Annotated in this window: 13 protein-coding genes and 2 pseudogenes; 6 read left to right on the forward strand and 9 right to left on the reverse strand. The window is 39.3% G+C overall.

The genetic code is table 11. From position 1 onward, the window contains the following. Positions 1-94 (reverse strand): annotated as a pseudogene (locus EDC17_RS11265) (transposase); the annotation flags it as partial. A gap of 288 nt (positions 95-382) precedes the next feature. Between EDC17_RS11265 and EDC17_RS11270 the strand changes: the two are divergent. Next, positions 383-1,819 (forward strand): glycoside hydrolase family 76 protein, encoded by a 1,437-nt coding sequence (locus EDC17_RS11270; protein ID WP_132778172.1) that lies wholly within the window; start codon positions 383-385, stop codon positions 1,817-1,819. A gap of 3 nt (positions 1,820-1,822) precedes the next feature. Here the strand turns inward: EDC17_RS11270 and EDC17_RS11275 are convergent, their stop codons facing one another. Both EDC17_RS11275 and EDC17_RS11280 read right to left on the reverse strand, forming a co-directional pair. Further along, entirely contained in the window at positions 1,823-2,608 is a 786-nt protein-coding gene (locus tag EDC17_RS11275) for a response regulator transcription factor (protein ID WP_132778173.1), read from the reverse strand. Beyond that, a complete protein-coding gene (locus tag EDC17_RS11280) occupies positions 2,598-5,753 on the reverse strand; it encodes a ligand-binding sensor domain-containing protein (protein WP_132778174.1) in 3,156 nt (1,051 codons plus the stop codon). The genes EDC17_RS11275 and EDC17_RS11280 overlap by 11 nt, the downstream gene beginning before the upstream one ends. 229 nt (positions 5,754-5,982) lie before the next feature. Between EDC17_RS11280 and EDC17_RS11285 the strand changes: the two genes are divergently transcribed. From EDC17_RS11285 to EDC17_RS11305, 5 genes and pseudogenes are all read left to right on the forward strand, one after another. Next, the gene (locus EDC17_RS11285; RefSeq protein ID WP_132778175.1) at positions 5,983-8,028 is read left to right on the forward strand and encodes a beta-L-arabinofuranosidase domain-containing protein; all 2,046 of its coding nucleotides are present in this window, start codon (positions 5,983-5,985) and stop codon (positions 8,026-8,028) included. A gap of 25 nt (positions 8,029-8,053) precedes the next feature. After that, entirely contained in the window at positions 8,054-9,889 is a 1,836-nt protein-coding gene (locus EDC17_RS11290) for a glycoside hydrolase family 2 protein (RefSeq protein ID WP_132778176.1), read from the forward strand. Positions 9,890-9,898: 9 nt separating this feature from the next. Then, positions 9,899-12,382, forward strand: coding sequence for a glutaminase family protein (locus tag EDC17_RS11295; protein ID WP_132778177.1), 2,484 nt, complete (start codon positions 9,899-9,901; stop codon positions 12,380-12,382). Between the two features lie 127 nt (positions 12,383-12,509). Further along, the gene (locus EDC17_RS11300) at positions 12,510-14,018 is read left to right on the forward strand and encodes a carbon-nitrogen hydrolase family protein (protein ID WP_132778178.1); all 1,509 of its coding nucleotides are present in this window, start codon (positions 12,510-12,512) and stop codon (positions 14,016-14,018) included. A 130-nt stretch (positions 14,019-14,148) separates the two neighbouring features. Beyond that, positions 14,149-15,571: pseudogene (locus tag EDC17_RS11305) on the forward strand (IS1182 family transposase). Positions 15,572-15,792: 221 nt separating this feature from the next. On the opposite strand, the gene asnA reads toward EDC17_RS11305, so the two are convergent. From asnA to EDC17_RS11330, 6 genes are all read right to left on the reverse strand, one after another. Next, the gene (gene asnA / locus EDC17_RS11310) at positions 15,793-16,797 is read right to left on the reverse strand and encodes an aspartate--ammonia ligase (protein ID WP_132778179.1); all 1,005 of its coding nucleotides are present in this window, start codon (positions 16,795-16,797) and stop codon (positions 15,793-15,795) included. A gap of 157 nt (positions 16,798-16,954) precedes the next feature. After that, a complete protein-coding gene (locus EDC17_RS11315; protein WP_132778180.1) occupies positions 16,955-17,281 on the reverse strand; it encodes a HesB/IscA family protein in 327 nt (108 codons plus the stop codon). Positions 17,282-17,367: 86 nt separating this feature from the next. Continuing rightward, positions 17,368-18,528 carry a cysteine desulfurase family protein gene (locus EDC17_RS11320; protein ID WP_132778181.1) on the reverse strand — a complete coding sequence of 387 codons (1,161 nt, stop codon included), beginning with the start codon at positions 18,526-18,528 and terminating at the stop codon, positions 17,368-17,370. Positions 18,529-18,591: 63 nt separating this feature from the next. Then, positions 18,592-18,738 (reverse strand): hypothetical protein, encoded by a 147-nt coding sequence (locus tag EDC17_RS16875; protein WP_165894409.1) that lies wholly within the window; start codon positions 18,736-18,738, stop codon positions 18,592-18,594. Positions 18,739-18,825: 87 nt separating this feature from the next. Next, positions 18,826-20,163, reverse strand: coding sequence for a glycerol-3-phosphate transporter (gene glpT / locus EDC17_RS11325; RefSeq protein ID WP_132778182.1), 1,338 nt, complete (start codon positions 20,161-20,163; stop codon positions 18,826-18,828). A gap of 19 nt (positions 20,164-20,182) precedes the next feature. Then, the gene (locus tag EDC17_RS11330) at positions 20,183-21,094 is read right to left on the reverse strand and encodes a glycerophosphodiester phosphodiesterase family protein (RefSeq protein WP_243646133.1); all 912 of its coding nucleotides are present in this window, start codon (positions 21,092-21,094) and stop codon (positions 20,183-20,185) included. Positions 21,095-21,105 lie beyond the last annotated feature (11 nt).

Below are 21,105 nucleotides of genomic sequence, written 5' to 3' on the forward strand. Positions count from 1 at the left end.
CACTGAGCCACATGAATGGAATATTTTCCTTACAAGCGAGCGCGAGCTTTCTGCTGGAGTACGTGTTGGAAACATAGCCATAGATCAATACCTTTTGAATGGCCTATTTAATTTTTATTTAATAATTAAATACTCAAGGCTCTTGGCTCCCGCCTCATTTTGAAATAATAATTTTTGAAAAATATTTTATAATTGATTACTCAAAGTTAGTGGTTAATGAAAGCGTTGAGGTATCAATTCTTCTCATTAAATATGTAATTTGTCTCATATATTTTACAAACGGGTTATTTATTAATAACTTCAGTCATCCTACTATTTTAATTATTAAAAAGTGTGGACACTTTTGATACTTATGAGAATTATTAACTAATTATATATTAAAATGAATTTATTTAATCGATGTAAGGTAGCACTGGCTGGTGCAGGTTTTCTGTGTCTGATAAGTTGCATTCCTGTAAGAGCGGTACAGCAATTTCCTATTCAAGCTGATCACATGAAAGATGATGACTTGAATAAGGGGATACAAATGTTGAACACATCTTTGGATTATTTTTTCTCGAAGGATTACGCCGTTATGCATCGTTTTTATAATCCTTTCACCCAGCAGAAATCAGATGAAAAAGCCAGTGTATGGATGTATACTTCAGCTATTGAGTCCCTCAATCTAATTTTGAAATCGCTGCATGATAAGCAAGAGCAAGAGCAAGATTCTTTGCGTAGACATTACGAAAATATCTTAGCAACATTATACGACAATGCGGATTACTATTTGGGTACGTTTGAACTAACTTCCTTTACCCAAACCCAACATTGGTCTGTCTATGCTGTAGATCGCGTGCGCGAAAAAGGGAAAGCGCGTGTGACTGGTATATATAATGTTTACGATGATCAGATGTGGCTTATACGAGAACTGTTAGAGTCCTATCATTTGACCCATAATGAGAAATATTTGGAAAAGGCGGAATACCTTACCGCCTATGTCCTGGATGGGTGGGACGCCACGCGTGATGCGAAGGGTATGGAACATGGAGGAATACCTTGGGGTCCAGGCTATGTTACCAAGCACGCCTGCAGCAATGGCCCCATGATAAGTCCTTTGGTATGGCTGTCTCAGATCTATAAAAATAAAAAGGACAAAATCACCTATCGATATATTGATGCAAAGGATAAAAAAACAAGGAAATCCAAAACTGTGGCAAAAAGGGACTATTATCTGGACTTTGCGCAAAAAATATATGATTGGCAAAAGAATTATTTGCTGAATGAGGAAGGCGTATATACCGATATGATGGGGGAGTGTTCACCTAACTGCGATATTGTCTATGAGGAAGTGAACGGAACAAGATATAGGACGCATACGGCCTTGTTGAAACCTATAGGTCGTGCTTATACATACAATAGTGGGACAATGGTATCGGGTGCGGTAGACTTGTATACTAGTACCAAGAACCGTAAATATCTGCAAGATGCCAAGACTTTGGCAAAGGTTAGTTTTGAATATTTTGCCAAACGTGACGCCCAACGTGCGAATTATTATACACTGCCTTATGATGGATTTAATGTATGGTTTAATACTGTCTTGCTAAGAGGATATTTGGATCTTGTACCTTATGATCCCAATACAAGATTTTATATTGATGAATTTCGTAAAACCTTAAGCTATGCGTATGCAAATCACCGCACAAATGGATTTCTACCTGCTGACCTTTTAGGCGGTTGGGATAGCAGCGAGTCCAAAAACAATGTCGAGGGGATGTTTATGTTTTCCTTTGCTTCGCAATGGGCGCTGTTTGATCAGTTGAATCAGCATAAAAAATAATTTTTAGTGCATGGGTCTATCCTTGCTGCTATTTTGATGTTGATATTCACTAGGGCTCACGGCGAACTGTTTTTGGAAATTTCTTGAGAAATGCTGCGCAGAACTGTAGCCTAGTAGATTCGAAATTTCATAGATTTTTAGTTTACCTTGGGCGAGCAGTTCTGCCGCTTTACGTAATCTAGTCAGATTGATGAGCTCATTGGGCGAAAGGCTGGATACTACATTGATTTTGCGGTATAGTGTTGGTCTACTCATGCATAAGAAGTCCGCCATCTTATCCACATTGAATTGCGGATTTTCCAGATTCTGAAGAATAATATCTTCAATTTTCATTAAAAATTCCTTATCGCTTTGATTCTGACCTATCTGCTGGATTTGAGAAGCAGGGTTTTTGAAGAAAAATTCTTTGACGCGGGTTCGGTTTTTGAGCAGACTGGCAATCTGTGCACGCAAAAATGCTAAAGAAAAAGGTTTTTCGATGTAGGCGTCAGCACCGTATTCTAAACCTTTTATTTTGGATTCTATGGTGTTTTTAGCGGTCAGCAGGATGACGGGGATATGGGCTAGATTCATATCTGATTTTACTTTTTCACAAAATTCAAATCCATCCATGTCGGGCATCATTACATCGCTGACTATCAGGTCAAAATTCTCATGCTCAAATAAAGAATAGGCATCCAAAGCACTAGCACATTTGGTGATGTGGTAATCTTCCATCAAATCATCAGCAATAAATTCCAACAATTCGGCATGATCATCTATGAGTAACACATTTGCTTTAGTATTCATCTGTATTGGTTTGTTTTAATGGTAATGTCAAAATAAAAGTATTCAGATTCTTGTCATTTACTTTATAAACTAATGTTCCTTGCAGTTTTAATGTTAAGGACTTGCACAATGCTAATCCCAGCCCACTTCCAGGAATGCTTTTACTATGATGAAGACGATTGAAGGGCTCGAATATATAATCGTAATCTTCAGCAGGAATTAACTTTCCATCGTTTTTTATTTGCAGCATAAGGATTTCATTCTTGACATCAGTAGTCAATGAAAGTTCGATGTGTTTGATGGAATATTTTAGTGCATTGCTCAATAAGTTGCTGCAAATCTTCTGATATGCATCTTCATCGATGTATGAGATGATATTTTTGGTGATGGTACAATCAATTTTTTTGTGTTGCGCTTCCAAAGTAACCCTATAATTCGCAACTATATCTTGTGTAATCTGACTGATATCCTTCAGCTCAAAATGAATTTGAAATCCTTTCGTTTCCAACTCCCTAAAATCCAGTAGCTGATTACTTAAAGAAATTAAACGCTCTGTATTGCTTTGTATATTTTTTAACAATTTGTCGGTAATGGGATTGGCAGGGACTTTATTTGCCAATTTTTCTAAAGGCGCTTTTATTAAGGTGAGCGGTGTACGTATTTCGTGGACTACATCCGTATAAAAATTGATTTTATATTGATAAAGCTCTTGCTCGCGTTGATTTTGCAGGGTCAATAGCTGTGCTTTATTTTTTTGTTTTTCACGTTCGATATAATGATAAATAATGAAAATTATCAAACCAATAATAATAGTGAAGTAGAGTATAAAAGCAGGTATACTGGCCCATAATGGGGGTAATATTTTAATTTTTAACTTACGCACATTGGAAAGTGGATGGCCATTTGGATCATCCGCTTTGACCAAGAACTCATAATTGCCGGGCAATAACTTCGTGAAATGGGCTCGTTTTTCGGTTGTGCTGCTCACCCAATCCTTATTTACACCATCCAATTTATAACTGTATTTGATCGAGTGTGGGGAATCATAAAGTAGTGCCGTAAAGTCTAAGCTAAAGGAAGATTCATCATACTTTAACTCAATTTCGTCCGTAAAGAGTATAGATTTGCTAAGTATGGAGCGGTTATCATGTTGTAAGATTTCTTTGTTATTGACCGCAAGTTTGGTGATGTAAATAGGAGTATGGGCATTGTATTTTATCTGATTCAGTTTCTCGGGCTTAAAGCGGATCATACCATTGATGGTTCCAAAATAGAATTTACCTTGCCCATCATCCAGTGCCGAATTATAGTTGAATTGAATCGAGGGTAATCCCGATTCCATATTGAAGAGTCGAAGCGTCTGGTTTGCCGGATTATAACGCACCATTCCTTTTGACGTACTAATCCATAGATTCTGCTGCTCGTCTTCTAAAATCGCTAATACAATTTTGCTAGGGAGATCGAGGTTCATGTTTCTAACCTCAAAATTACCTGATCTATTTTTGTCGATGATGGCGATACCACCTTCTGTACCTACCCAAATTTGACCTTTTCTGTTTTCATACAGACAATTTATTTTATTGTTGGGCAGCGAATTTTCATTGTCTGCACGATGATTAAAATGTAAGGCTTGGGTTTTGTCAGGATGATACATGTATATTCCATTTAGCCATGTGCCGAGCCATATGTTACCTTGCCTGTCTTCGAGCAGGGTCGTGTAGGACATGTCCGTGGGCACCTGCTGTATGGTTTCGAAACTTTTGCTGTGGATGTCGAATTTGTAATGCCCACGGGTCGACGCTAAGAGAATTTCGCCCTTTCTGTTTTTGTGAATATAGTAAAGGAAATTACTTTTCAATGTGGAATTCGCTTTGATATTTGGCTCCACGTGGTAAACTACTTTTTTGGATTTGTAATCGAGTATGTCCATGCCGTATACAAACGTTCCCAAGATTATTTTATCATTGAGCGGTAGCAGACCATGAATATTGTCGTTGGTGAGACGCACATTATTGACATTGAAATTTTCGATAGCATTCGTGAGCGGATCCAATTTGCTCACACCACCATTTTCTGTTCCGAGCCAGATATTTCCTTTATCGTCTTTTTGAATTATACGCACCACAGTACCGACTAATTGCCCACCTTGGGTGTTGGACATGAATTTCTCGATTAGACTGTTGTTAATGTGATAATAGTTTATTCCCCCGAAGTAGGTGCCTAGCCAGATACCTCCGTCTTTATCTTCTAAAATATTGTAAATAGCATTGTCCGAAATACCCCAAGGATTATATTCTGCTTTTTGGATATTTCTAAAGGATTGCGTGGAAATAGTATAAATATAAAGTCCAGATTCCGTAGCAAACCAGTATTCATTATCTGACGTTTGATGGATATCTCTGACGTATAGAAATTGTTTTACATGTTCTATTCCTAATAGCCATTGCTGTGTATTATCCTTTTTATGAATAATCCCCACACCGGCTTTGGATGTGCCATATAGGAGGTCACCTTGATTATTTTCAGTAATCTTTTGAATACTATACCAATCTTTTGATCCATATTTTTGCGCCAAGTCGATGACGTTTATGGTGGATTGCGTTAGGATTTTGAATATCTGACCGGTCAAAGTACCGTAATATACAGCTCCATCGTGAGCGCAATAAATGGCGGTAATGAAATGCGGGTCACCTGTTATTTTTTGGGTTGTACTTTTCGATGGAGAATGTATATAAAGTTTGCCATTGGCGACAAACCAGATGTTTTTTTCTGTATCCATCTTTATGATTGGCACATCTGCATTCGCAAATTCATTATTTAATAAGGAAAATTGTTCTTGGATGGGGTTATAAATATAAATTCCCTGGTCTGTACCTATCCATATTTGTTTTTTGTCATCTTCTATCAATGAAATTATATTATTGGCAATGGTGTTCCGTACTGGATTTCGAAGATCGAAATGTTTGAATTCGTTGCCGTCAAAACGGTCTAATCCATCCTTGGTGCCAAACCAAAGAAATCCATAGCTATCTTGCATACTACAAATTACGGTATTGTTCGACAGGCCATCATTTATTTGGTAATGCTTGAAATAATAGGGCTGGGCATGTAATAGCCGAGGAAAAGCTATTAAAATAAAAATTAGCCATAAACCTAATTGGTGCATATTCTATTTTTGCTGATGGTTTATAATGATGGATATTTTAAATATCTTAATATTTAAACTGTAAATCAAAATTATACGAATATTTCTTTCAAAAAATGGGTAGGGTGTCTGAAATCGAGGTTTGATACAAAAAGATATGATTTTGAGATAAAATGCCGTCATCTTTCATGCTAGGCGTTTTATATTTGATTAATCAATTATAAACGAATTTTATAAACCTATCTACAAGATGATAAAGCACTTTTTTCTTGTGTTTTCTTTTAGTTTGATCGCTATAGTGGTGTTTGCGCAGCAGGATATTGTTCAGGCTGTAAAAGAATTGCCCTCCGTAGGTAAAAATAAGCACTATGTCAATAATAGATTACCGTTAAAACAGAATGTATTGCTGAAGCTCCCGGTGGGAGACATCCGTCCTGCAGGTTGGCTAGGGAAGTATCTGGTATTGCAACGGGATGGACTGACAGGTAATCTAGGGGAAATTAGCGCTTGGTTATCCAAGAAAAATAATGCTTGGCTGAGTAAAGACGGTTCGGGCGAATATGGGTGGGAGGAAGTGCCCTACTGGCTCAAAGGCTATGCGCATCTGGGGTATATCTTGAATGATAAAAAGATATTAGAGGAATCAAAAATCTGGCTGGAAGGTGCGATTCAGAGTCAACGGCCGGATGGATATTTTGGTCCTTTAATTTTGAAAAATAATAAGCCCGACCTTTGGGGCAATATGATTATGCTGTGGTGCTTGCAGTCTTATTATGAATACACCAGTGACCCACGCGTGCTGACATTGATGACCAATTATTTTAGATGGCAGATTAATTTGCCTGACAGCTTTTTCTTGAAAGACTACTGGGAAAATAGCCGTGGAGGGGACAATATGCTGTCCGTCTATTGGTTGTATAATCGTACCGAAGGAAATGAATGGTTGCTGGATTTGGCGGACAAATTGCATCGCAATACAGCCAATTGGGCCAAAGAAGGTGACTTGCCCAACTGGCATAACGTGAATATAGCACAAGGGTTTCGCGAGCCCGCAACTTACTACTTAAAGAGCCATTCACTTAAAGATTTAGAAGCTACATATAGGAGCTTTCATTTTGTGCGCAAAATTTTCGGACAAGTGCCCGGAGGCATGTTTGGTGCAGACGAAAATGCTAGGCCAGGATATACGGATCCTCGCCAAGGCGTAGAAACCTGTGGCATGGTTGAGCAAATGGCATCCAATGAGATATTATTGGGGATAACTGGAGACCCTTTTTGGGCGGATCATGCCGAAGAAGTGGCCTTCAATACTTACCCAGCAGCTGTAACCCCAGACTTTAGAGCCTTGCGATACATTACGAGCCCCAATATGACCATCAGCGATAGTCATAATCACGCGCCAGGAATTGATAACACGGGACCATTCTTGATGATGAATCCATTTAGTTCAAGATGTTGTCAACATAATCACAGCCAAGGCTGGCCTTACTATGCCGAACACCTCTATATGGCTACCAATGACAATGGCGTCGCTGCGACATTATATGCGGCATCTACTGTCGATGTGAAAGTAGGTGATTCCGGTAAAATAAGTATTCAGCAAACATCAAATTATCCTTTTGATGAAGCCATACATTTTTTAGTGCGCACGGCACAAAAGGGCGTTCAGTTTCCTTTCTATTTGCGTATTCCACATTGGACTAAGAAAGCACAAGTTAAGGTCAATGGTGCAACATACGAGGTTGCCAAAGGCGCTAAGTACGTCAAAATAGACCGACAGTGGAATAATGGCGATCAAGTGGAGCTGATATTACCTATGCATATAGAAACCAAAACATGGGAAGAAAATAGAAATGCTGTTAGCATTGTTCGTGGTCCTTTGATGTATTCCCTCAAAATCAAGGAGAATTATGTGGAGAAAGACAGTAAGGCCTCGGCAATCGGAGATTCCAAATGGCAAGAAAATGCAGATCCTTCAAAATGGCCTTCGCATGAAATATTGCCAGGAAGTGATTGGAATTTTGGTATTTTAGGGAGTGAATTGAAACGGATTGAAAATTTGAAAGTCGTCAAACGTTACTGGCCTAAAGATTCATTTCCTTTTGAAGCCAATAAAGTACCTATTTCTATCTTTATCAAAGCGAAACAATTAAAGGAATGGATCATCGATCGTCATGGATTGACAGCTGTTCTTCCTTTAAGTCCTATAGTCACCGATAGTGAGGAGGAGGTAGTGGAATTAATCCCGATGGGGGCGGCACGATTGCGTATTTCAGCCTTTCCAGTAGTAAAATAGATAACCATATAATAACTCTAATTTGATGAAAAACACGATTCTTTTAGCATGTTTGATGCTCACCTCTCAACTTAGTTTTGCGCAAGAATGGAAGCCTGCAGGCTCAAAAATTCTTACTCCTTGGGGTGAGAAAGTAACTGCGCAACAGCCCCATCCTGAATACCCTAGACCAATGTTGGTTCGTGAGAACAACTGGCAAAATTTGAACGGATTATGGAATTATGCCATTACACCGGCTAGCGCGACTGAATTTCCTGCAAGCTGGGAAGGTAAGATTTTAGTTCCATTTGCTGTGGAATCTGCGCTTTCTGGAGTAGGTAAGGAAGTAGGAAAAGATAAGGCTTTGTGGTATCATAATACCATTACTTTAGACAAAAAAGTCAATAAAGATAATATTATCCTTCACTTTGGTGCCGTGGACTGGCAATGTGATGTATATGTAAACAACAATCTTGTAGGAAGACATGAAGGTGGTTTTAATTCATTTTCAATGGATATCACCCAATTCATAAAAAAAGGTGCAAAGCAAGATATAGTAATCCGTGTATGGGATCCTACGGATGATGGTCCGCAACCTAGAGGAAAGCAGATTAAAAATCCCCATGGTATTTGGTATACCCCGGTTACAGGTATATGGCAGACTGTATGGTTAGAAAGTGTGCCTAAAACATACATTACCCAGACCAAACAAACACCGCAATTTGATGCCGGCAAACTCTCATTCGCCGCTAATGTAGAAGGTAGTATGGCTGGGGATCAAGTCAAAGTAATTGTTAAAGATGGAGCAAACGAGATCAAGCAGCAGATGGTCAATGTCAATAGCAATGTGGATATTGATTTGCCTAATTTACAAGCCTGGTCACCTTCAAATCCTAAATTATACGACCTAGAAATTCAATTGATTCGTAAAGGGAAAGTCATAGACCGAGCGAAAAGCTATTTTGCTATGCGCAAGATATCCATGGAAAAAGATAGAAATGGAATTCAACGTATGTTGTTGAATAATGAATTTGTCTTCCAATATGGTCCGCTTGACCAAGGTTGGTGGCCTGATGGATTACATACAGCTCCTTCTGATGAAGCGTTGAAATTTGATGTAATCAAAACCAAAGAAATGGGCTTTAATATGATCCGTAAACACATCAAAGTAGAGCCTGCAAGATGGTATCGTCATTGCGATAGTATTGGTATGCTGGTATGGCAAGATATGCCTAGCGGTGATTTGGGTGGAAATAGTTGGGATATGCAGCCAGGAAAACTTTCGGGAGATTTGAGAGATAAAAATCGATCGAAAGAATCGGAAGCATACTACCGCAAAGAATGGAAAACCATAATGGAGACGTTGCACAATTATCCAAGTATCGTGGTGTGGGTTCCGTTTAATGAAGCATGGGGACAATTCAAGACCAAAGAAATCACCGATTGGACGATAGACTTTGACAATTCACGATTAGTAAATAGTGCCAGCGGAGGTAACTTCATGTACACAGGACATATCTTAGATATCCATAATTATCCCGATGCTGCAATGCCTGATCCGGCTATTTTTGGCGACAAATTCATTTTGGCATTAGGTGAATTTGGTGGTCTTGGACTGCCAGTTGATGGTCATACGTGGCAACAAAAAGACAATTGGGGATATCAAAGCTTCAAGAACAAAGAAGAACTTTTTAATCGATATAAACAATTGGTGGACAAGTTGGAAAAATTAATCCCTCTCGGACTATCCGCTGCGGTCTACACCCAAACCACAGATGTGGAGGTCGAAACAAATGGACTAATGACTTACGATCGTAAGGTGATCAAAATTCCTGAATCCGAATTGTTTAAAGTCCACAGCAAACTATACAAACCTAATTAGTATCACAAAATGATAAGATTCGATAGAATATTAACACTATTAACCCATCTTGTATTTTCAACTCTCCCGGGGCTGGCGCAGAGTCCTCCCATCATAATTGAGTTGAGGGCGCCTGCGTATCCTTTAGTGACGCTTGATCCCAATACCAGTGCATGGTCGTTTTCCAATAATTTGTACGACGATGCCGTACGTCATTGGTCTGGTAAGTCCTTTCCTTTGTTGGGTGTACTCAAAGTGGATGGTGTAGCTTATCGATTTTTAGGAAAGGAAGAAATAGAATTGGTGCCCATTGCCAAAATGGGTGAGCATGCAGAATGGTCAGCTAAGTATACAGTGCAAGAGCCTCCAAAAAATTGGGTATCCCTGCATTTCGCAGATGCACATTGGAAAACGGGAAGTGCACCATTCGGAACGCTAGATAAGGAGCCCAATTCAAAAACAGATTGGCAAGAACCTAAAATTTGGGTACGCCGCGAAGTGATTTTGAAAGAGGATTTGGTGGGCAAACCTGTGTATTTAGAATTTACGCACGATGACGACGCCATAATGTATGTCAATGGAATAGAAGTGGCCAACACAGGGCAGGCTACGGGTAAAAATCGCCGCGTCAAGTTGTCGGAGGAAGTGGTGAAAACACTCAAAAAAGGTAAAAACATCGTTGCAGGTTATTGCTATAATCGCGTAGCCAATGGTTTTTTTGACTTCGGAATATTTACGGAGAAGAAGAATTCAGTGTTCTTCACTAAAGAAGCTGTGCAAAAGTCAGCCAATGTACAGGCCACACAGACAAATTATATTTTTGACTGTGGGCCAGTTGAGTTGTCCGTTTCATTCATAGCTCCAGTATTTTTGGATAATTTGGATTTAGTTGCCCGACCTGTTAATTATTTAGCCTATGAGGTGAAGTCGCGGGACGGAAAGAAGCACAATATAGAATTATACTTGGAAGCATCGACAAACTGGGCCCTCAATTCTCCATTGCAAGATGCGGTGATCAGTCAGTATAAAGCCGGTAATTTGCAATATGTAAAAACTGGAAGCAAAAGTCAGGAAATATTGGGTAAGAAAGGCGATGATCTGCGAATAGATTGGGGCTATTTTTACATGGCGGCTGAAGCCAATAAAACCAAATCCGCAATCGGAAATGGAGTCGCTCTGCGAAGTCAGTTTCTGAAAAATCAAACTTTTTCTTCTTCTGATCAAGGAAAACAAATTGTATTAACACAAAAATTTTCTACAGAGGAGCACTATTCGGATAAAATCCTGATAGGATACGACGACATTTACTCCATTCAATATTTTGGGAAAAATCTAAGACCATATTGGAATAGGAATGAAAATTCATCCATTGAGAAGCAATTTGAATTGGCGCACAAAGAGTTTGTGCAATTAAAAGAGGACTGTGATCAATTTGATGCAGAACTATGGAATACAGCCAAAAGAACAGGTGGTGATGCCTATGCAGCATTATGTGCATTAGCGTACAGACAAGCCATCGCAGCACACAAATTAGTAGAAGCGCCGAATGGAGATTTATTGTGGCTTTCCAAAGAAAATGATAGTAATGGCTCAATCGGCACTGTGGATATTACATACCCTTCGGCACCGTTGTTCTTATATTACAATCCCGAATTGGCCAAAGCGCTAATGAATCATATTTTTTATTACAGCGAGAGTCGACGCTGGACTAAGCCATTTGCTGCGCACGATATTGGCACTTATCCTATCGGTAATGGTCAGACCTATGGAGGTGATATGCCGGTAGAGGAATCCGGTAATATGCTCATATTGGCGTATGCTATAGCGCGCATGGAGAAAAATGCTGAGTACGCGGAGAAGCATTGGGATGTACTGACAACTTGGACAGATTACCTTGTTGAATATGGTTTGGATCCAGAAAATCAGCTGTGTACAGATGATTTTGCAGGGCATTTTGCACATAATGCGAATCTTTCTGCCAAAGCAATAGTAGGTATCGCTTCATACGGCTATCTAGCAGAAATGCTTGGAAAGAAAGAAGTGTCGCAAAAGTATATCAGTATCGCAAAGGATATGGCCTCCAAATGGAAGAGTATGGCCGCTGATGGCGATCATTATAAATTAACTTTTGATAAGCCAGGGACTTGGAGTCAGAAATATAATCTGGTATGGGACAAATTGCTCAACATGAATATTTTTGATAAATCCATCTTTACCACTGAAGTGAATTATTACTTAACAAAGCAAAATGAATACGGACTGCCCTTGGACAATCGAAGAGCGTACACCAAAACTGATTGGATCATGTGGTCTGCAACGATGGCGGATGATAAAGATACCTTCCAAAAATTCATTAATCCGGTCTACAAATTTATGAACGAAACTACCGATCGTGTACCTATGTCGGATTGGGTATATACGGACAAGCTGGTGCGATCTGGATTCAAAGCCCGGGCTGTAGTAGGTGGATATTTTATTAAAATGTTAGAAGAAAAAATCCATAAGCAAAAATAGATCTACCTGGTTTTTTTACTACATGAACCTCATCGGATTCTCGATGAGGTTTTTGTTTTTTATTGATGTGTAGATTCGTTTATGGTATCACTTTTGTTTATTATATTGGTATTAATCACGGAGAATTATGGATATAAATTTGCGATTGCTTTCGAAAAAGGATTATGCGGACTTGAAAAAGTCTATGACGGAAGCGTATCAAGGGGTAGGGGATGTATGGACACGGGACAATATTGTGGATTTGCTGGATATGTTTCCAGAAGGACAATTATGTGTAGAAGTAAATGGGCATGTGGTAGCATGTGCTCTATCGTTGATCTTGGACTCCAAGAAAACAAATATCTATGATTCATATTACGAGATCATAGATGACGGAAAATTTAGCAAGCATGATTACGATGGGGATACATTGTACGGCATTGAGGTATTTGTGCATCCCGAGTATAGATCTTTACGACTAGGGCGACGATTGTACGATGGGCGGAAGGAGTTGTGTGAGAATATGAATCTAAAAAGTATTGTCGCCGGAGGAAGAATTCCCAATTATTATAATTATGCGGATGAAATGAGCCCCCGCGTCTATATCGAAAAGGTAAAACGTAAAGAAATATACGATCCGACTTTGACTTTTCAGCTATCTAATGATTTTCATGTTAAAAAAATTCTGAAACATTACCTGCCCGAAGATGATGAATCAAGGGAGTTTGCTACTTTATTGGAATGGAATAATATCTATTACGAGCCTGATACCCGATCTATATCGACCTCCAAACAAACTATTCGTCTGGGGCTGGTACAATGGCAGATGCGTCAATTTAAGAATTTAGAAGAGTTCTACGATCAGATCGAATTTTTCGTGGATACAGTTTCCGATTATGGTACCGATTTTATTATGTTCCCAGAATTTTTTAATTCGCCGTTGATGAGCCCTTACAATGATTTACCCGAGCGTATGGCTATGGAGAAATTGGCGGAGCATACCAAAGAAATCAAACAGCGCATCATGCAATTTGCGGTTTCATACAATGTAAACATTATTGCTGGTTCTATGCCCCTGTTTGAGCGCGGAAAACTGTACAACGTAAGTTACCTGTGTCATCGAAATGGACATGTCGATCAATTTAGGAAAGTACATATCACTCCGAATGAGTCGAAATACTACGGTATGGTGGGTGGTAGTGAGGTCAAAGTATTTGACACTGATTGCGGTAAGGTCGGCTTACTGATCTGTTATGATGTCGAATTTCCAGAGCTTGGTAGAATATTGGCGGATCAGGGTATGCAAATCCTGTTTGTGCCTTTCATGACAGACACGCAGAATGGATATATTCGTGTGCGGCATTGTGCGCAAGCACGCGCTATTGAGAATGAATGTTATGTGGCTATTGCAGGTTCTGTCGGTAACCTGCCGCGTGTGAATAATATGGATATTCAATATTCGCAGTCTGCAGTGTTTACACCTTCAGATTTTGCATTCCCGAATAATGCGATCAAAGCAGAGGCTACTCCCAATACAGAGATGGTATTGATCGCCGATGTGGATTTGTATGCTTTAAGAGATTTACACGAATATGGAACTGTCAAAACCTTGAAAGATCGAAGGAAGGATTTGTACGAAGTAAACGTACTGAAATAAAAAAAACGGGCAATTCACAGAAGGCACTGAAAAAGTTCCCTTAGAAAAAAAAGGTTTAAAAAGGGAGTCGAAAACTACAGTTTTCTGCTCCCTTTTTCGTATTTTAAGGTAGGCTTTAATGGACATCAGGATGCTCTCTACCCAACAAAAAATACAGTTCAGTTCCTATTCAGGATTGTACGATATTATCGTTCCAAAAGATAATCTACTTCGAAAAATCAACGATCTTATCGATTTCAGTTTTATCTATGACGAGCTTTTGGCTAAGTATTGCCATACCAATGGCCGTACAGCGGAGAGCCCTATCAAGATGTTCAAGTATCTTCTGTTAAAAACGATCTACACCGTTTCGGATGTAGATGTCGTTGAACGTTTCAGATATGATATGTCCTTCAAATATTTTCTTGAAATGGCACCAGAGGAGGATGTGATCAATTCAAGTTCGCTTACCAAATTCCGCAAACTACGATTAAAAGATATGGATCTGTTGAACCTGTTGATCAATAGGACCGTAACGATTGCTCTTGAAAAAGGCATTATAAAATCAAAGTCTATTATCGTAGACGCGACCCATACCGTTTCCAGATCGAATCCGCACACAACATTGGCAGTACTCAGGGAACGCTCCAAACTATTAAGAAAAGCGATATATCAGATTGATGGGGAATATAAGAGGAATCTACCACAAAAGAATGAATCGGGCGACCTGGATCAAGAGCTTGCTTATTGCAGGGAATTACAGAGGGTCCTTGACCAGGATCAATCTATCAGTGAAATACCGGCTGTGAAAGAAAAGCTGATCTGTTGAAGGAAACCATTGAAGACACAAAAGAATACTATCTACTCTCTAAGGATGATGAGGCCAGACTTGGACACAAGTCAGTGGACAGCAGTTTCTTTGGCTATAAAACACATCGGGCGATGACCGCGTTACTACAGGCGAAAAAGGTGATGGCCCTGAACTATCCAGATTATTGGAGATCAGCCAACAGAATGGAATGCAAGTGGATACGATAATAGGTGATGCCGCGTATTGGGGAAAAGAAAATCTTCAGTTGGCAAAAGAACAAAACATTGATATCATCGCTAAATTAAAACCATCCATTACCCAAGGCTTTAGGAAAGATAAAGACAAGTTTGACTATAATAAAGATGCGGATATGTTTGTTTGTCCCGCAGGACATTTGGCCATCCGCAAGGCGCGTCAGGGAAAGAAGGAACAAGGTACAAATCAAACGGAGACCTATTACTTTGATGTGGAGAAATGTAAGGTCTGTCCTCTTAGGGAAGGATGTTACAAGCAAGGGGCCAGAACCAAATCCTATTCAGTCTCCATAAAATCCGAACTCGATAGGAAGCAGATGGCTTTCCTGCAAACCGATTATTATCGAAGCAAGTCTAAGCAAAGGTATAAGATCGAGGCCAAGAACAGTGATCTCAAGAATGTCCATGGCTATGGCAGAGCTGATGCTTACGGAATCCACAATATGGAAATGCAGGGCGCAATGGCCATCTTCGCCGTAAACTTGAAAAGAATCCTGAAATTGATCTAAAAAGGTGGGATATTGCCTCAAAAAAAGCCTAGATGGGATGCTAAAAACTCAAATAGCAAGTCCTAGTCGCTTACACCTTCAACAAGACCATTAAAAAATAAACTTCCAGAAATCCTTTGAACAAAAATGACCGAGTAAGGGAAAACCTATACTCAGTCATTTCTTTAAGTCTCCTTAGAAAGTTGAGGCTTTTTCAGTGCCCTCTGAATTACAGCTCTTTTTTATAATAAATTTATATTTTCTTCGGCAAGTTTGATTTTTTTGTGGTCATCCCAAATGCTGACCTGTACTTCACCGATGTGAGATAGTTTTAGCATAAACATACAGACACGCGATTGGCCTATTCCGCCACCAATTGATTCTGTTAATTGGTCCTCAAGGAGCATTTTGTGAAAAGCTAATTCAGCCCTTTCTGTACAATGACGGATAGTAAGTTGACGTTGAAGTGCTTCTTTATTGACACGGATACCCATAGAAGAAAGCTCAAAAGCCGTACTCAGAATAGGATTCCACACTAAGATATCTCCATTTAAGCCTTGGTATCCTGCCTCATTCTCGGTGCTCCAATCGTCATAATCTGCCGCACGACCATCGTGTGCAAAACCATTGGATAGGGTACCACCTATGCCATATAAAAATACAGCTCCGTATTCTTTGGCTATCGCATTTTCGCGTTCTTTTGGCGTATGATCCGGATATCGATTAAGCAATTCTTCCGACGAAATGAAAGTAATATTTTCAGGAAGAATAGCTTTTAAATGAGGGTATTTCGCCTCTACATTTTTTTCGGTTTGAACCAAAGAAGCATAGATGTCTTTAACTGTTTCTTTTAAGAATGAAAGATTTCTATTCTCTGGTAAAATTACTTTTTCCCAATCCCATTGGTCTACATATATGGAGTGAATAGGGGAGTAATCTTCGTCGGGACGTAAAGCACGCATATCTGTAATAATACCTTCTCCGGGCTCAAGATCCAACTCCTTTAGACGCACACGTTTCCATTTGGCCAGCGAGTGTACCACCACGGCACGTTGTTCATTTAAAGATTTGATGGGAAATGATACCGGTCTTTCAATACCGTTGAGGTCATCATTGATTCCGGTGCCGTCCAATACGATCAACGGTGAAGATATAGGAATTAAATGAAGTGCTTGTTTTAAATATGTTGAAAAAGTGTCCTTAACAAACGTAATTGCTTGTTCTCGCTGTAATAATTCTCTGCCCATTAAATGCTGATATAACTGGTGATTGTACTATGATAAATGTATTGATAATTGATTATTGCGATGAATATAATAACAATAATTTATATTTTTTGTTAAATTACAAAAAAGAAGAGCTACATATGCAGCTCTTCTTTTTGTATATTTTTAATACTGCTTGCTATACGGAAAAACTTTCGCCACATGCGCAAGTTCTTGAGGCATTCGGGTTGTGAAACTCAAATCCTTTTCCGCCCAAGCCATCGGAATAATCAAGCTCCGTGCCCGCCAGATACAAATATGATTTGATATCAAGACATATTTTTACGCCGTTGTCTTCAAAAAACTGATCCCCTTTGCGCTCTTCATTGTCAAATTTAAGATCATAAGAAAGACCGGAGCATCCTCCGCTAACTACGGCAACACGCACGAAATAATTCTCGTCATATTGCTCCGCTTTCATAATATCTGCTATTCTTTCTTTCGCCTTTTCTGTGACCGTAACCATAATTATTAATCTTTTAAGATTTTAACAAAGTTCGTAAATAAATAACAACATTCAACTATGAAAGGTATGAGTTTTGTCATTTTATACTAAATAATATTGGACTTATACAGTTGCCAAACTGGGGAATTCTTTCGGATTTTCTCCACCGCCTGCTGAATAAGTTGAATCGTTTCATCCAAATCCTGTCGATTGGTGTATTTGGAAAGACTAAAACGCACACTACACAATGCATCTTCGCTCGCAATGCCCATTGCGGTCAATACGTGAGATGGATCTCTATCACCGGACACACAGGCGGAACCTGAAGATAAGGCGACATCCTTGAGTACGGTCATTAGCTCATTACTTCGAACGTGTTTGAATAGTATATTGCTTGTATTGCATAGCCGAGTAGCTTTCGCAGCGTGTATCTTACAGTCCTCAATAGATGAGGTGATTTGTATTTCAAAATAATCCCTCAATAACGCGATACTTGAAGGATTCGTTGCGGCTATCTCAAATGCTTTGCCCATGCCGACGATGGAAGCTGTATTGTAGGTACCACCTCTTAGGCTGTTCTCCTGTTTGCCTCCCGTAATAAGTGGTTCAATCTGAATAGGACGTGATTTTCGTTTGATATAAAGCCCGCCTATGCCCTTTGGCCCATGCAGTTTGTGTGCACTAAAACAACAGATGTCGACGTGCGTTAAATCCAAACTTTCTTTGCCTATCATCTGCGTGGTGTCACTAAAAAATAAAACATTATACTGTGCGGCAATCGCACCAATCTGCTGAATGGGGTGTATTACGCCTGTTTCATTATTGGCCGCCATCAATGTGATGAGAATGGAGTCTTTACGTATCAGACTTTCTAATTCTTTCAGATCAATATTTCCACTCGCATCCACATGTAGATAGCTGATCTCGGCTCCTTGTTTTTCCAACTTTTCTAAGGTGCTGAGTACAGCTTTGTGTTCGGTTTTGGCAGTGATAATATGCTTTCCTATACTTTGATATCTGGCGAATACTCCTCTTAGGACCATATTGATTGCTTCAGTTGCACCAGAGGTGAAATATATTTCTTTGGCTGACACCCCGAGATAAGCGGCGATAGATTTACGCGACTCCTCCACAGCCTGATTGGCTGCACGACCTAACTTGTGCTGAATACTTGATGCATTACCGTACGCTTCTTTTAGATAGGGTAACATGGCGTTCAATACTTCATCATCAATCCGAGTCGTGGCGTTATTATCTAAGTAAATCATGTTATAAAGTTATTAAAAACTTATAACTATTACTCTGAACAAGTAGTAATTAGAAAGGAAGTGTTAGTCTAACGAGTTGGTCAACACATAATAGCGATAGGCGACAATACCTTGCTGCCATCGCGATAACTTCGATGGGTCGAGTTTGCTATATCTAGGTAATATAGCTTGGTTTATTCTGTTCAATATTTTGAAAAAAATCTTTTTCATACTGTTTTTGAATTGAATGCCTACTAAAATAACAAAAAAGTCCTGTGAATTGTTCGCAGGACTTTCTTTACGCTATATCTAGCTTATTTATGCTTTTAAAATTTGTTTCTCTCTGTTCCATGTGAAAGCAGTGAAAACGATGGCAAGTATACTTGCACCGAGAATCACTTCGAAAGCTGCATCCCAGCTTACTTTGTCGACTATTCCACCTAGGGCAGCATTCGCCAACATATCACCGATGAAATATCCAAAAAGCCCAGTCAATCCAGCTGCTGTACCTGCTGCCTTTTTAGGTACCAAGTCAAGTGCTTGCACACCAATTAACATCACCGGACCATAAATCAAAAATCCAATAGACCACAGAGCAGTGTTAATAACCCAAATATTACCAGATGGAGCCAACCAATATAATAGTACAGCAAGGAAGGTGAAAATCATGTATATAATAGTCACAGGAGCGCGTCTACCTTTGAATAGCTTATCACTCATAATACCACACAATAGCGTGCCGGGAATAGCTGCCAGCTCATATACTGATGCGGACCAAGCTGCTTCGGAAGCAGAAAACCCCTTCGCTTCTTGCAAGAATGTCGGGGCCCAGTTGATAATACCATTTCGTACTAAATACACAAAGGCATTAGCTATCGCGATAAACCACAACAATCTATTATTAAATACATATTTGAAAAAGATTTCTTTCGCTGTAAATTCTTTTTCTTGGGATTCCTCATAAGTCTTTGGATAATCATTTTTGTATTTTTCAATAGGAGGGAGGCCACAAGACTGCGGGGTATCTCTCACAAAAATCAATACAATCGCAGCAAATAATAAAGCTACTAGACCCGGGAAATATAACCTTGCTTCCCAATCAACAAATAACTCTACACCCAAAATAGCCAAAGGTCCTACCAAAAATCCACCAACATTGTGTGCGAGGTTCCAGATCGACATGGTCGTACCACGCTCTTTGATCGAAAACCAGTGTACAACTACACGTCCTGAGGCAGGCCATCCCATACCTTGTACCCATCCATTGATGAATAATAAGATGAAAATAATCGCAATTGATGAAGTAGCAAAAGGCGAAAGTCCCATGAAAATCATCGTCAACGAAGATAATATTAGACCTATTGCCAAAAAGTAACGTGCATTACTACGATCTGACACATTGCCCATCATAAACTTACTCAATCCATAAGCGATAGAAATAGCGGACATCGCGAATCCCAATTCTGCTTTGCTATATCCCAAGGTATCTTGTAGATCCTTGACCGCAAAAGAGAAGTTTTTGCGCACGAAATAATAGGCAGCATAGCCTAAGAAAATGCCTATGAAGACTTGGATACGTAATTTTTTGTATTCAGGATCAATTCTTTCGACGGGTAATAATTCTTTATGTTTAGGTGGTTTTAAAAAACTGAACATCTATCTATCGGTTATATTATTAAAATAAATTAGGGTAATCGCTGATAATTCCGTCTACTTTCAATGCTTTTAAAGCATCAATTTCTTCTTTTTTATTTACCGTCCAAGGAATGACTTTAACACCTAAGCGGTGTGCTGCATTCACAAATTCTTTAGTCACTAATTTATAGTTAGGACTAATAATAAAAGGTTTGAATCCCAATTCTTCCACGAGTTCATCAGGCGTTTTGGTATTCTTCGCATCAATAAGAAAAGAAGTGCGAATAGAAGGATATTGCTTGTTGATATATTGTATAGTACGTTTGTCAAAAGATTGAATCACCGTACGCTTGTCAATTCCTTTATCAAATACAACTTGCAGCAATAAGTCGGAAAACTCTTTTGGCTCCGGATGCGCAATGTTGTCCTTTTTGTCGCTGCTCTTGGTTTCGATGTTGTAAAACATCTTTTTACCTTTTGTAGGAGCGTATTTTTCAGATTCTTCTATTAAGTCTGCCAACAAATTGATTTTTGTGGATACTTTCTGTTGGTGCGGGAAATCAACATTTCCTTTCAGTCCCAGATCAAATTGTTGCAATTGATCGTAGGTGTAATTGTAGACTAATCCTTTATTATCTGTGCCTTTTAGCTCGCTGCCATCAGCATATGTCACAAATTTGGGATTCAGGTAGTCATCGTGATATACGACTACTTTTTTATCCTTGGTAATATGACAGTCCATTTCCAAAGTAGTCACCACCGGAATGTCCATGGCTACTTTCATCGCGCCAATAGAATTTTCGGGATAAAGGCCGCGTGCTCCACGGTGTCCTTCATATGCAAACGAAGGAAACGAAGGTTCTTGATTACTCTTTCTCACTGCACATGATGATGTAATTAATAGCGTTGCTAAAATGGCTAATGTAATTTTATAGGGCTTAAGCATAGACATAGTTAGTTGTG

The organism is Sphingobacterium alimentarium (assembly GCF_004342685.1).
GTDB lineage: Bacteria > Bacteroidota > Bacteroidia > Sphingobacteriales > Sphingobacteriaceae > Sphingobacterium > Sphingobacterium alimentarium.

What these genes read in the sequence shown, in the direction of transcription:
- EDC17_RS11270 (WP_132778172.1), top strand. Translation starts at nt 383, where the DNA reads ATGAATTTATTTAATCGATGTAAGGTAGCACTGGCTGGTGCAGGTTTT.
- EDC17_RS11275 (WP_132778173.1), bottom strand. Translation starts at nt 2,608, where the DNA reads ATGAATACTAAAGCAAATGTGTTACTCATAGATGATCATGCCGAATTG.
- EDC17_RS11280 (WP_132778174.1), bottom strand. Translation starts at nt 5,753, where the DNA reads ATGCACCAATTAGGTTTATGGCTAATTTTTATTTTAATAGCTTTTCCT.
- EDC17_RS11285 (WP_132778175.1), top strand. Translation starts at nt 5,983, where the DNA reads ATGATAAAGCACTTTTTTCTTGTGTTTTCTTTTAGTTTGATCGCTATA.
- EDC17_RS11290 (WP_132778176.1), top strand. Translation starts at nt 8,054, where the DNA reads ATGAAAAACACGATTCTTTTAGCATGTTTGATGCTCACCTCTCAACTT.
- EDC17_RS11295 (WP_132778177.1), top strand. Translation starts at nt 9,899, where the DNA reads ATGATAAGATTCGATAGAATATTAACACTATTAACCCATCTTGTATTT.
- EDC17_RS11300 (WP_132778178.1), top strand. Translation starts at nt 12,510, where the DNA reads ATGGATATAAATTTGCGATTGCTTTCGAAAAAGGATTATGCGGACTTG.
- asnA (WP_132778179.1), bottom strand. Translation starts at nt 16,797, where the DNA reads ATGGGCAGAGAATTATTACAGCGAGAACAAGCAATTACGTTTGTTAAG.
- EDC17_RS11315 (WP_132778180.1), bottom strand. Translation starts at nt 17,281, where the DNA reads ATGGTTACGGTCACAGAAAAGGCGAAAGAAAGAATAGCAGATATTATG.
- EDC17_RS11320 (WP_132778181.1), bottom strand. Translation starts at nt 18,528, where the DNA reads ATGATTTACTTAGATAATAACGCCACGACTCGGATTGATGATGAAGTA.
- EDC17_RS16875 (WP_165894409.1), bottom strand. Translation starts at nt 18,738, where the DNA reads ATGAAAAAGATTTTTTTCAAAATATTGAACAGAATAAACCAAGCTATA.
- glpT (WP_132778182.1), bottom strand. Translation starts at nt 20,163, where the DNA reads ATGTTCAGTTTTTTAAAACCACCTAAACATAAAGAATTATTACCCGTC.
- EDC17_RS11330 (WP_243646133.1), bottom strand. Translation starts at nt 21,094, where the DNA reads ATGTCTATGCTTAAGCCCTATAAAATTACATTAGCCATTTTAGCAACG.